13 protein-coding genes are annotated in these 13,003 nt (G+C 35.2%); 3 read left to right on the top strand and 10 right to left on the bottom strand.

Annotated elements, in window-relative coordinates; all coding sequences use genetic code 11:
* Positions 1–4: 4 nt before the first annotated feature.
* The 3 genes from FDM27_RS10800 to FDM27_RS10790 all read right to left on the bottom strand — a co-directional run bounded on the left by FDM27_RS10800 (position 5) and on the right by FDM27_RS10790 (position 3,433).
* Positions 5–604, bottom strand: coding sequence for a type 1 periplasmic binding fold superfamily protein (locus FDM27_RS10800; protein ID WP_140486391.1), 600 nt, complete (start codon positions 602–604; stop codon positions 5–7).
* 33 nt (positions 605–637) lie between these two features.
* The gene (locus FDM27_RS10795; RefSeq protein ID WP_140486388.1) at positions 638–3,022 is read right to left on the bottom strand and encodes a TonB-dependent receptor domain-containing protein; all 2,385 of its coding nucleotides are present in this window, start codon (positions 3,020–3,022) and stop codon (positions 638–640) included.
* A 66-nt stretch (positions 3,023–3,088) separates the two neighbouring features.
* The gene (locus FDM27_RS10790) at positions 3,089–3,433 is read right to left on the bottom strand and encodes a hypothetical protein (protein ID WP_140486386.1); all 345 of its coding nucleotides are present in this window, start codon (positions 3,431–3,433) and stop codon (positions 3,089–3,091) included.
* 146 nt (positions 3,434–3,579) lie between these two features.
* Between FDM27_RS10790 and FDM27_RS10785 the strand changes: the two genes are divergently transcribed.
* Positions 3,580–3,963 (top strand): Fur family transcriptional regulator, encoded by a 384-nt coding sequence (locus tag FDM27_RS10785; RefSeq protein WP_140486384.1) that lies wholly within the window; start codon positions 3,580–3,582, stop codon positions 3,961–3,963.
* Between the two features lie 5 nt (positions 3,964–3,968).
* On the opposite strand, the gene FDM27_RS10780 is transcribed toward FDM27_RS10785, so the two are convergent.
* Positions 3,969–4,880 carry an NAD(P)/FAD-dependent oxidoreductase gene (locus FDM27_RS10780; protein ID WP_140486382.1) on the bottom strand — a complete coding sequence of 304 codons (912 nt, stop codon included), beginning with the start codon at positions 4,878–4,880 and terminating at the stop codon, positions 3,969–3,971.
* 208 nt (positions 4,881–5,088) lie between these two features.
* Between FDM27_RS10780 and FDM27_RS10775 the strand changes: the two genes are divergently transcribed.
* Both FDM27_RS10775 and FDM27_RS10770 read left to right on the top strand, forming a co-directional pair.
* Positions 5,089–6,960: an Nramp family divalent metal transporter gene (locus FDM27_RS10775; protein WP_140486380.1), complete on the top strand. Its 1,872-nt coding sequence runs from the start codon at positions 5,089–5,091 to the stop codon at positions 6,958–6,960.
* A gap of 105 nt (positions 6,961–7,065) precedes the next feature.
* Entirely contained in the window at positions 7,066–7,719 is a 654-nt protein-coding gene (locus tag FDM27_RS10770) for a metal-dependent transcriptional regulator (protein WP_140486378.1), read from the top strand.
* Positions 7,720–7,826: 107 nt separating this feature from the next.
* Here the strand turns inward: FDM27_RS10770 and FDM27_RS10765 are convergent, their stop codons facing one another.
* The 6 genes from FDM27_RS10765 to FDM27_RS10740 form a co-directional block, all read right to left on the bottom strand.
* On the bottom strand, positions 7,827–7,952 hold the full coding sequence (locus FDM27_RS10765) for a FeoB-associated Cys-rich membrane protein (RefSeq protein ID WP_140486376.1): 126 nt from the start codon (positions 7,950–7,952) through the stop codon (positions 7,827–7,829).
* A 5-nt stretch (positions 7,953–7,957) separates the two neighbouring features.
* On the bottom strand, positions 7,958–10,057 hold the full coding sequence (gene feoB / locus FDM27_RS10760) for a ferrous iron transport protein B (RefSeq protein WP_140486374.1): 2,100 nt from the start codon (positions 10,055–10,057) through the stop codon (positions 7,958–7,960).
* Positions 10,057–10,296 (bottom strand): ferrous iron transport protein A, encoded by a 240-nt coding sequence (locus FDM27_RS10755; RefSeq protein WP_071184200.1) that lies wholly within the window; start codon positions 10,294–10,296, stop codon positions 10,057–10,059. Before FDM27_RS10755 ends, feoB begins: the two co-directional genes overlap by 1 nt.
* A 114-nt stretch (positions 10,297–10,410) precedes the next feature.
* On the bottom strand, positions 10,411–11,088 hold the full coding sequence (locus tag FDM27_RS10750; RefSeq protein ID WP_071184199.1) for an SCO family protein: 678 nt from the start codon (positions 11,086–11,088) through the stop codon (positions 10,411–10,413).
* A 50-nt stretch (positions 11,089–11,138) separates the two neighbouring features.
* Positions 11,139–12,083, bottom strand: a complete 945-nt coding sequence (locus FDM27_RS10745) for a DMT family transporter (RefSeq protein ID WP_140486372.1) — start codon at positions 12,081–12,083, stop codon at positions 11,139–11,141.
* 2 nt (positions 12,084–12,085) lie between these two features.
* Complete coding sequence (locus tag FDM27_RS10740; RefSeq protein ID WP_140486370.1) at positions 12,086–12,910, bottom strand: NAD(P)H-binding protein; 825 nt, start codon at positions 12,908–12,910, stop codon at positions 12,086–12,088.
* Positions 12,911–13,003 lie beyond the last annotated feature (93 nt).

Here is a 13,003-nt window from a genome sequence, read left to right as displayed (position 1 = left end):
TTTTTTATTGAACTGAAATTGAGAAAGAAACTTCGGCATCGGTTGAACCAGCTGCATTAGTAATGTCGCCAGCGGCAACATTTGCTCCTGATTTATTTGGTTCATGTCTTAAAGTAATCGTTAGATTTCCTGAAGCGGTTCCGGTAGTTGCAAAAACAGATTGCAAACCAATTGGCTTTCCGTTTTTATCGAAGTTGCTGCTTGCTGTTCCGTATGTAAAAGAATTTAAAGTGCCTGTTTTTTGATAAAAAAGTTGATGATCTACGCCTTCTTCAAGGATTTCAGGAGTAATATCTTCGGCAGGATTTGTCAATTCATTTTTAAAAGTTACCGTTCCATTGTAAGTTTTGTTTTTTTCGAAAGCACTGGAAACAGTAATTACTGGTGGATTTGCGCCTTCGCCATCTAAATCTTTGTATTGTAAGGTTACAGCCGTTCCGCCGTCTACTGGAGTATAAATTGCCGTAACGGTTGTAATTAATTCTTCTTCATTCACTGGCGGATCGGGATTGTCATCGTCATTGCTACAAGAAGAAAAAGTGAGTGCAGCCACAAGCGCAAGAGCGTAAAATTTGAATTGTTTTGATTTCTGAATTGTTTTCATTTTGTTTGAATTTAAATTAAGGGATATAAAAGTTTAATAATTGAATTTGAGTTGGATTTGAAAGCTTCGCCCGATTTCATCAGCAAAAAAGCGTTGACGGTTTAAATAATCCCGATAGGAAACATTGAAAATATTTTGAATAGAAAATGCTACGGTTGTGTTTGTATTCTTGAAAGTGTTGAATTTCATCTCCGAATAAAAATGCAACAAATGATAGGCTGGAGGAGGCGTACTGATATTAACTAAAACTGATTCAAATTCGTTGTCTTTGATAATGTTTGTATAAAAATTATTATCAGGATATTGGTTTTGTTGCAATACAATCTCACTTTTTAATTCCAGAATAAGCTGGTTCCATTCTTTTTTAGAAAAACGAATTTTGTTGTTCAAATTCAATGGTGGCATATCAATTAAAGGCTCGTTTTTGCTACTATCTTTTCCGTTTACATATGCTAATGAAAATGAATGCTGCCAATGATTTGTGATATCCCAATGCGTTTGAACATCGATTCCTAGAAGTCGTGCATTAGTTTGCTGGTATTCCCAAACTGGGAAAGCACCACGAATGGTAGTTTCAAAACCAACAGGTTTCAAAAAGATATAATCCTGAATGTGATTGATGTAAGGATTGATTTCGAAAGAAAACTGATTGAACTTTTTCTGGAGGGTTATTGATAATTTAGTCGATTGTTCTTTGTCCAGATTCAAATCGCCCAACTCAATCACGCCAGTAGAATGATGCAATCCGTCACTAAAGAATTCGGAAGGATTGGGGTTTCTGGATGCAAAACTTAGATTAGTAAAAATATCCCAACTATTTTCCAGTTTTTTATGAAAACCAGCACTAGCTGAAATATTATGAAAAGTAAAACTCGGTTTGGTAAGCCATTGTGTGCCAAAATCACCAACTATAAATTTTGAAAATTTCTCATTGAAGCCTCGTTCATCCCATCTTGATTTTTGGTAATATTTGGTCGCATCAATTTTCGAAAAATCATATCGCAATCCACCATCGACAGAAAAACTGTCTGTAAAATTGTAGCTCGCAATTCCGTAAGCGCCAAAATCAATTTTGTCATAATTAGGAATCAACGGGCGAATTCCTGTTGCCGGATTCGCATAATTGTTTTGCATTGCTGCACTCAGTCCCGATTTGAAATTCCAGTCGTGCCCTGATTTTTTGAAATCAATGTTTAATGAATGAGTTTTTAAATCTAAATCTAAAGCAGCAGTATTTTTATAATCGCCTCTTCGCACATCATATTCTAATCTTTTATTAAATTGGAAAGCATATTGAAATGATACAAAAGCCGATTCATTGAAGTAATAATTGAAATTGAATTTGGTAATTTGATGTTCGACATCTTGTTTGGGATTTTTGATGTTATACGTAAAATCATTTATAACTGACGGCAATTTATTGTTAATCGATTGGTACAAATCGTTCACATTTCCAGTATGCGAAGCACTCAGAATTCCAATTATGGATTTGTAATAGCTGTAAAAAGCAGTCGCATTGTATTTTTTTGCACTGTATTTTATATTTCCCGAAAAATTAGCTTCCCGATTTCCTGTATTCGATAAAACATAATCTGCGGCTTGCTTGTCGCCCATGTATTTGAGAGTGGTCAAAGCATTCCAACTCCAGCCTAAATCATTTCCTTTATGAATACTGGAACTTACCGAACCGCCTTTTCCATTAGAATCATAATTTAAAATTGTTTTGCCAAAAAGTGTATCTTTTTTCACGCTTAGAGGTTCAATAATCACCAAACCACCAATCGCATCGCCACCGTATTGCAATCCCGAAGCACCTTTTATAACCGTGATTTTGCTGGCAGCATTCACATCAAAATTGGGAGCATGTTCTGTTCCCCATTGTTGGTCTTCCAGTTTTACATTGTTGTTAATCACAGGAACTCTGCTTCCGTACAATCCATTTATAATCGGTTTTACAACGGTATTTCCCGTTTTTAGACTCGAAATCCCAGCTACTTCTTTCAATACATCGCCTAATGTTTGATTGCTGTATTTTTCAATCGTTGCTAATTTGATTTGCTGTTCAGCGACTGATTTAGTACTGTTATTGTTCTTTTGCTGAATCACTACTTCATGCAGTTTGGTGGTGTTCAGCTTCAGTTTAAAATCGATTTTCAAACTGCTTTTTAAGTCAATAACGGTATCTATGGATTGGTATCCAAGATGTGAAATAAAAAATTTTGTGGCGCCATTAGGCAAGTTATTGACACTATAATTCCCTGCAGCATCACTACTACTAATTTTTTGACCAATATGAATATGGATGCCCGAGAAGCTAATAGGCTCCTGGCATGTTATTTTTCCACTTATTGTGTTTTGCGAATAAATGTTATTGCCAAACAGAATAAGCCAGAAAAAAACGTGAATCTTCTTCGACATTACTTTATTTTAAAATACATGAAAGTGTATCATTTTAGATGTAAAATGATTTGTTCTTTAGTTATTTTAAAACATGGGAGGTCCCCGAAGCGAGAAAAGACTGACTTTAAAAAAAGAGGAAGATTGTGGAGTAAAGAATGAAATAGAAGCCTTTACTAGCTTGTTTTTATAGAAAGGAAATACATAAAAATCAGTGGTAGTAAATGAGCTAAAACTAAAATCACAACTGAAACATTTTTCAGAAACGCTGTGATTGTTATTGATATCCGTTTTGTTTTTAGAATGCTGATGCGAATGTTTTGCTACAATTTGTTCAGAATGATGACCATAAGCATGTACCGACTGGAACAGTATTGAAAACAATACTGCCATAGACAGAAGCACATTGATTATGATAAATTTTTTTTTCATTCCCGAAACCGGATATTTTTGCTAAACTTTAAAAAAGACAATCCATGTATTATTGTCTTTTCTTGTATCTTTGCTTAATGCAATTATGTTGCAAATATAAAGATCTTATTTTTAAATGCAACAATGTTGCGTTTTATTTTTAGAAAATGAAAAACACCCGAAATACCATAGCTAAATCGGCTATTTTAGAATTGATAAAAAATTCAGAAGTAGCTTTATCGCACGCTGAAATTCAAAAACTGAATCAGGAATTGTGCGACAGAGTAACTATTTACAGAATTCTGGACCGTTTGGTATCGGAAGATGTGATTCATAAAATTGCCACTCCCGACGGAACAATAAAATACGCTGTCTGTCATCATAACCATGACAATCATCAACACACGCATAATCACGTGCATTTTAGTTGCGAAAAATGCCATTTGGTAACTTGTTTGGATTCGGTTGAGCCCACTTTTAAACTTCCTGAAAATTATTTGGTTAAGGAAGTTAATTTTACGCTCTCGGGTTTGTGTCCGGATTGTATCTAATTTTCTTAAATAAAATCTTCTTCAATAAGCTCTCGGTTGATTATAGCACCTGCAAAGGAACCAGTATAAACCGCCATAGCCACTGATCTGGCTGGATTGTGATTATCTCCGCTTGCATAGATTCCCGGAACAGTGGTTCTCTGAAAAGCATCTGTTTTTAGCAAACCTTGTTCGTTCAATTCGCAACCTACCATTTCTGGTAAAGGACAATGCTGTTCAAAAGCGGGTCTATGATAAATGGCTTTTACAGCTGTTTTTTCTCCATTTTTGAAAACTATTTGTTGGATATTTCCATTTTCGTGTTCGAAAGATTGAATTTCGTTTTCAATAATTTCAATCTTATGTTTGTCTAAAATTTTGGTTTGTTCTGGGGTTAAAGCTGATTTTCCATTGGTACACAATTTTAAATTTTTGGTCCAGTTGCTAATCATTTTTACATATTCAAAACCCATATCACCATTTGCAACAACAGCTGTTTTTTCATTCTTCACTTCATAGCCATGACAATACGGGCAATGCAGGATAGAAATTCCCCAACAACTAGCAAAACCATCAATTTGCGGAAGTAAATCTTTAATTCCAGTTGCAAACAATACTTTTTTAGAAGTAAAAACCTTGGCTGATTCTGTGGTGATTTCAAATCCATTATCGGTTTTCTCAATTCCTATCGCCAGTCCATTATAAAATTGAATTGTTTTATACTGTTGCACTTGTTTTTTGGCTTTCGCCGTAATGGCAGCTGGTGTTTCACCATCTTGTGTGATGAAATTATGCGAATGTGGCGTTTGCCTGTTGCAAGCTAAACCACTATCTATAACCAAAACCTGTCGCAAGGAACGGCCTAAACTCATAGCTGCTGAAAGACCGCTGTAACTACCGCCTATAATAATCACTTCAAAATGGGTTTGTTCTATCATAGTATTTTTTTCTTAATGCAATTATGTTGCAAATATATGATGTTTGTTTTTAAATGCAACATTGTTGCATTTTGTTTTTGCAATTAAAAAAATCTATGTTGCTTGTGTTCGGTAGCCATTTGATTTTGTTTTAAATTTAGGCTTGGCTAAAAAAAAGATTTGATTAATGTGATTTTTCTATATATTTGCCTTAATTAGTTAAAGTACAATGGGAAAATCACTAGAAGAAGTTCATCAATCCGTTTCAACACAGAATAAAAAATCCGTTTTTAGAAAGATACTTGCTTTTTTTGGCCCTGCTTATTTGGTAAGTGTAGGGTATATGGATCCGGGAAACTGGGCAACTGATATTGCCGGAGGAAGCCAGTTTGGCTATTCACTGCTTTGGGTTTTATTGATGAGTAATTTAATGGCTTTGCTTTTGCAAAGTTTAAGCGCAAGACTCGGAATTGTAACCCAACGTGATTTGGCACAGGCTTCGAGGGAAACTTACTCCAAGCCCGTGAATTATATTCTCTATTTTTTAGCCGAAATCGCCATTGCTGCCTGTGATCTTGCAGAAGTATTAGGGATGGCAATCGGAATTAATTTATTGTTTGATATTCCGCTAATCGAAGGTGTTTTAATCACAGTTTTAGATACATTTTTACTGCTTTTTTTAATCAATAAAGGCATCCGAAAGATGGAAGCTTTTATTATTGTATTGGTCGCTATTATTGGTTTTTCTTTTGTTTTCGAAATGATTTTTGCCCAGCCTGAACTGGATAAAGTAGTGTATGGTTTGGTTCCTTCGATACCTAGTGAAGCGGCTTTGTATATTGCTATCGGGATTATTGGAGCAACGGTTATGCCGCATAATTTGTATCTGCATTCCTCATTGGTACAAACCAGAAATTTTGAAAGAAGTTCGGCAGGAATTAAGCAGGCATTGAAATACAATTTCATCGATTCGACTATTGCTTTGAATTTGGCTTTCCTAGTTAATGCGGCAATTTTAATTTTGGCGGCAGCCACATTTTACAGAAATGGGATGTATGAAGTTGCCGAAATTCAGGATGCACATCGATTTTTAGAAACACTTTTAGGAACCAAATGGGCGCCTATTTTATTTGCGGTTGCCTTAATTGCAGCGGGACAAAGTTCGACAATAACAGGAACTTTAGCCGGGCAAATTGTAATGGAAGGTTATTTGAATTTACGCATTCAACCTTGGGTTCGACGCATATTAACCCGATTAATTGCCATTGTTCCTGCTGTTATTGTGATTTTGATTTATGGTGAAAGTGTCACCGGAAAGTTATTGATTTTAAGTCAGGTGATTTTGAGCTTACAACTGGGTTTTGCTATTATTCCGTTAATTCATTTTGTGAGTGATAAATCAAAAATGAAAGGATTTCACGTTTCTAAAACCACTCAAATTGCTGCCTGGATTATCGCTTCGATTATTGTTTCATTGAACGCCAAATTAGTTTACAATGAAATTACGGGCTGGCTTGAAGTGTCAGAAAACCCAATTGTACTTTGGCTTACCGTTGTTCCGTTGGCGTTTTTTTTCTTAGGATTACTACTTTTTATTGTCTTTAAGCCGTTTATTACTAAGGCAAAACAGGATATTCAAAATCATTCGCCACACCATTTGAAACTGCATTTTTCAAAATCAGAAAGTTATACTAAAAAGAATATTGCGGTTTCAGTCGATTTTTCTTCTGCTGATGAAATTGCACTCAACAGTGCTTTTGAATTGGGCGGAATGGATGCTCAATATACGCTAATTCACGTGGTAGAAACGGTTGGAGCCATGGTTTATGGCGAAAATATTGACGATCATGAAACTTTAATCGACGAGAAGTTATTGTTGGAGTACAAAGAAATGCTTTCGCAAAAAGGATTCAACGTAATAACCGAATTGGGATTTGGAAAGCCCAATAAAGTGATTCCTGAAATTGTTAACAAAGCAGGATTTGATATTTTAGTGATGGGAACTCATGGTCATACCGGCTTTAAAGATTTAGTTTTTGGTACGACGGTCGATAAGTTGCGTCATAAAATTTCGATACCTTTGTTGATTGTAAAAAATTAAAAAGAGTATTAAGATTTTTGATGATGGTTTTTAAAAAATCTGCAATCTAAAATCTGCAATCTAAAATCTGCAATCTAAAATCTGCAATCTAAAATCTGCAATCAAATGACTTTTTCAGAAGAAAATTACCTTAAAGCGATATATCATCTTACCGTAGTTTCCAGCTCGGGAGTAAGCACGAATGCTATTGCCGAAGTGATGGAAACCAAAGCGTCTTCGGTGACGGATATGCTTAAGAAATTAGCCGAAAAAGATTTGGTGAATTATAAAAAGTACCAAGGGGTTACTTTAACCGATAAGGGGAAATTAGAAGCTAAAATGATTGTTAGAAAACACCGTTTATGGGAAGTTTTTCTGGTCGAAAAATTAGCTTTTTCCTGGGACGAGGTGCATGACATAGCCGAGCAATTGGAACACATTAAATCGGAAAAGCTCATCAATAAGCTGGATGATTTTTTAGGAAATCCTACCGAAGATCCGCACGGAGATCCTATTCCGAATGCGCAGGGATTGCTTCCTAAAATTGATAAACAATTGCTTTCGGATTTAATTGAAGGTCAAAAAGGAATTTGTGTAGGCGTAAAAGATACTTCTTCGGAGTTTTTAAAGTACCTTGATAAACAAGGAATTGCCTTAGGTTCTACAATTGAAATTTTAGGTAAAGAGAATTTTGATCTTTCGCTTCGAATAAAAGTCAATGAAAATCTTCTGAATGTTTCCAATAAAATAGCAACTAATCTTTTTGTGAAGTTGAGCTAGTATTTAAAAAAAAAATGAACCATTAAGCGAATAAAGAAAGTAGAATTTTAATTTTCTTCATTCGCTATGGTTTAAAAAAGTTTATACTATTTTCAGTTAAATCATTTTTAGTGACAACCACAATCATCGCCCCCGCAATTTTTATCCTTTTTTTTCTTCTTTAAAAAGAACTTTTGAAAAAGATAAGCAACTGCAATTCCTAAGATTAAAAAGGCAATGATTTCCTGGAACATATTGTTTATTTTAGAATTTGGTAAGCTACTAAGGCTGTCAGGTAGGCAAAACTACTCATGAAAACTAATTGTCCCAGAGGCCATTTCCAACTGTTGGTTTCCTTTTTAGTGATGGCAAGTGTACTGGCACATTGTAAAGCAAAAGCATAGAATAATAACAGAGAAATTCCTGAGGCAAAATTGAATATTTTAGTTCCTGTTTCAGGATGAATTTCAGTAGCCATTTTGTTTTTGATGGTTGTTTCATTGTCAGTTCCGCCTACGCTGTAAATAGTTGCCAGAGTACCTACAAATACTTCTCTGGCAGCAAATGAACTAATGATAGCAATACCAATTTTCCAATCGTATCCTAGCGGAGAAATGACAGGTTCAATGGTTTTACCCATAATTCCTATGTATGAATTCTCCAGTTTTTGTGAGGCAACTGCGTTTTCAAAATCGACTTCGTTCAAAGGATTTTTGGCTGTTCTTTCTTTTACAATTGTTTCGGCTTCGTTAAAATCTTTTCCGGGGCCGTAAGAGGCTAGAAACCACAAAATAATTGAAATGGCCAGGATTATTTTCCCAGCTCCTGAGATAAAGGCCTTGGTTTTTTCAATTACATTGATGGCTACATTTTTAAACAAAGGCAATTTATAATTAGGCATTTCGACCACAAAAAAAGTTTTACCACTTATTTTCATGACTTTATTGAGGACATAAGCAGAAAATATTGCCATTCCAAAACCTAAAAGATACAATAACATTAATGCCAGTCCCTGAAGGTTTAAAAATCCCAGTACACGATGATTAGGAATTACCAATGCAATAATGATGGCGTAAACAGGCAGCCTTGCTGAGCAAGTGGTAAAGGGCGTTACTAAAATTGTTATTAGACGTTCTTTCCAGCTTTCGATATTTCGGGTGGCCATAATAGCCGGAATGGCACAGGCAGTTCCTGAAATTAGCGGCACTACACTTTTTCCTGATAGTCCAAAACGGCGCATAATTTTGTCCATAATAAAAACCACGCGACTCATATAGCCACTTTCTTCAAGTATGGAAATGAACAGGAACAAAAAGGCAATTTGCGGAATAAAAATAAGGATTCCTCCAATTCCCGGAATGATTCCTTGCGAAATTAAGTCGGTCAAAATACCCGAAGGAAGTTCCTCGGCAGCCATAGTGCTCAAAGTGGCAAAAGTACTGTCGATAAAATCCATTGGAATCGATGACCAGTCAAAAATAGATTGGAATATCACAAATAGGATAGCAAAGAAAATAATATATCCCCAAAATTTATGGGTTAAAACACGGTCTAGTTTAGAGCGGAAATCTTTTGCAATACTACTGTCTATAGTTAAACCTTGTTTTAAAACATCATTTATAAATTGATAACGTTTGATAGTTTCCTGTTGTTGCAAACGCTTTAATTCGCTGTGTGATTTAGTAAATGAGCCCTGGATTTCTTTTCGTTCCAGATTTAAGAAGTTGACATCCTGAGTAATTACTAACCAAAGTTTGTACAACAATAAGTCAGGAAAGGCTTTTTGTAAATTATTAAAATACTCTTTGTCAATGACTGAAGCATTTAAACAAGGTTCAGTCGAAATTGATTTGTAGGTTACAATAAGATCTTTAAGTTCCTCAATTCCCTGAGATTTTCTCGAACTGATTAAAGCAATTTTGGTTTTTAATTGTTCCTCCAGAAACGGAATATCAAGCGAAATACCTTTGTCGGCCATTCTATCGGCCATGTTGATGACTAAGATAGTTGGAATTTCAAGGTCTTTAATTTGAGTAAAAAGCAGTAAGTTTCTTTTTAGATTTTCAACATCAGTAACCACTAATGCTACATCGGGATATAACTTATCGTTTTTATTTAAAAGCAATTCTATAACCACATTTTCATCAATAGAACTGGCGTTTAAACTATACGTTCCCGGCAAGTCCAGAATATTGGCTTTGATGTTATGAGGCAATTTGCAGAAACCCATTTTTTTCTCTACCGTAATCCCCGGATAATTCCCTACTTGTTGGTTTAAACCTGTCAATTGATTAAAAACAGAAGTCTTACCTACATTAGGATTTCCAATTAAAGCTACGTTAATATTTTGATGAATCATTAAAGCGCATTTTTGATGAGTTCTACTTCAATTTCTTTGGCAGTTTCCAGACGAATAGCCAGATGAGAACCATTTATGTCTAAGTACAATGGATCTCCAAAAGGAGCTATTTGAAGTAATTCGACCGTATTTCCCGGCAAGCAACCCATTTCAAGTAACTTTAATGGAATAATGTCGATATCAAAATCTTTGATAATTGCTTTTTCGTTTTTTCGTAAAGAATGTATAGTGGTACGCAAAGTCTTATTTAGATTGAATTAAGATTGTAAAAATACGTATTATATTGTAAAATCGAATACTAATTGCAGCGTTTTATGTTTCAAATAGCGTTAATTAAAATATAAAGAACGGTTTTAATTGGCTTCTTTTTCGGAGCTTAAAAATTGAATATCTTCAATTAATTTCTGAATATCTTCTTTCTTAGTGCCGTCATAAAATCCGCGAACCCTTCTTTTAGTATCTACTAATACAAAATTTTCGGTATGAACCATATCGTATAATTCGCTTGGTTTTCCCATTTTTACGGCTAAATAAGATTTTCGAGCCATTTTATAAATTTCTTTTTTGTCTCCTGTAACCAGGTTCCATTTTCGGTCGTCAACACCATGATCTAAAGCATACGTTTTCAGTACAGCCACACTATCGACTTCAGGGAAAACCGTATGCGATAACAACATGACCTTTGGATTATTGCTAATTGCTTTTTGAACTTCGGCTAGATTAGTGGTCATTTTTGGGCAAATAGTTCCACAGGTCGTGAAAAAGAAATCAGCCACATAAATTTTTCCTTCGTAATCCTTTTGGGTAATAGTTTTTCCGTTTTGATTTGTAAACGAAAAATCGGCAATTGTGTGGTATTTGCTCACATATTGTACCGTACTGTCCACCAGTTCCGGATTGACATCGGCAGGATTGTATATGGGAAGTGTTTTTTGAGGTTTTAGCGCATTGTAAAAAAGACTAAGTGTAATTGCCGAAAAAACAAGAAAGATACCAATGAAAGTGCGGTATTTATATAAAACAGATTTCATGAATTTTTTTTGCAAAAATACAAAAACTGTATTGGAAATCAGGAAGCTCTTTATTTAATTAAAATGTTTGTTTTTTTACGGCTTCTCCTTAAAGATTGATTTACGAGATACAAACCAAAAAGAGTAACAATTCCGCCCAATGCAATTGAAATACTTAGAGTTTCGTCAAAAATAACCGAGCCTAAAAGAACTGCAACTACAGGATTCATATACGCATAAAGACTGCTTACTTCGGGTGGCAAATTTTGTAACGAATAGATAAAAATAGTAAAAGTGATTAATGAACCCACAATTACTAAGTAAGCAATGGCATACCAGGTATTAATTGGGATTTCGCTCAGGTTGACTGAAATTCCGGTAGCACCATTGTAGGCAAATAAAAGGATACCTGAAATAAACATCTGTAGTCCAAGACTAAAATATGGATTGAAAGAAGCGGCTTTTTTTCGGGTATATAAGGTGCCAAAGGCCCAGGTAATTGTAGCAATAACCGATAATATGATTCCCAGTCTGAAATCAGGAATGAGAAAATCTCCCAGATGTTCATAGAATATGACACAAATACCTATAAAACTAATGAGAGTGCCTGTTACGGCTAATTTAGCAATTCGTTCTCCTCTAAAAAAAGAAATTAGCACCACCCAAATAGGGAAAATGGCAGCTATAATTGCCCCCAGTCCGCTACTGATATATTTTACACCGGCAGTACTCAAGCCATTACTCAGTGTGAAATTCAATACGGCAAGAATAACAATGGTTTTCCATTGTTTGCCTTTGGGCCAGGGTGCTTTAGTCACTAAGAAAAAAAGGATATAGAGTAATCCGGCAATAAATTGTCTAATGGCAGCCATTTGAATTCCCGGAATATAGCGTACACCTTCTTTAGAAGCAATCCAGGTGGTTCCCCAAAAAAAGCCAACCCAAATCAGTGCCAGAATGGGTAGTCCAATGGCATTGATTTTAGTCGAAAAGCTGTTTTTTATTTTATGAATCACCTTTATAAAGGGTTTTTAGTAAAAGTATAGTTTAGTTTTTCAATCAAATAATCACTCAAAATGGTTTTTCCTATCGAAGGATTCTCGTGATTAAATGTGGGTGGAATCAGGTTTTCTTCCAGTGCTTTTTGAGTGTAATAAGCTTCTCTGCTGGGATGAAAAGGCGTCACAGCATTTAATGTGGTATTCCAGCAGTTTGTTCCGATAATTTTTAGAATAATACCAATGCAATCTTCCAGATCAATTAAATTAATCGGAGCTTCGGGATTGGGAACATTTTCTTTTCCGGCCAGGAATCGGGCAGGGTTTCGGTCTTCGCCAATTAATCCGCCAAAACGCAAAATTGTAGTTTTAAAATGACTGTTGGCCAATAATAATTCTTCAATTTCCAGTAATTGTTTGCCGCTTTCGGTAACAGGAAAGGGAAGGCTGTTTTCGTCAACTACATCGTTTGCCTCGCCATAAACTGCAGTCGAACTGATAAACAACACATTTTCTACGGTTGAATTTTGGATAAAAGGAAGCAGGTTTTCAATTTTTTTGACAAAAGAATTATTCTGAGCATCAGTGTAATCCTTGTTTTTTCCTCTTAATTTAGGCGGAATCGCAATAATCAGGGTTTTGCTTCCGGCTAAAAAATCAGCAAATACCTCAGGAACAGTATTAGCATCTAAAGCCAATAAAAAGCTCTGGATTCCTGTATTTTCTAATGTTTCCAGTTTTTCTGCTGATGTGGTCGAACCTTTGATAGAAAAACCTTCTTTTAATAAGGCTTTCGCCAAAGGAAGCCCCAGCCATCCGCAACCTAATATACTTATTTGTGTCATTTTGCCTCAATTATCTCAGAATGCAAATCTCCACATAATTATTTGACTTTTGGGGTAACAGTCTGCTCTTTTTTTACGGTACAGCATTGTTTA

Origin of the sequence: Flavobacterium sp. GSA192 (genome assembly GCF_006386525.1) — a bacterium.
Lineage (GTDB): Bacteria > Bacteroidota > Bacteroidia > Flavobacteriales > Flavobacteriaceae > Flavobacterium > Flavobacterium commune.
The sequence above is the reverse complement of the archived record's forward strand: the minus strand, read 5'-3'. Positions and strand labels throughout refer to the sequence as shown.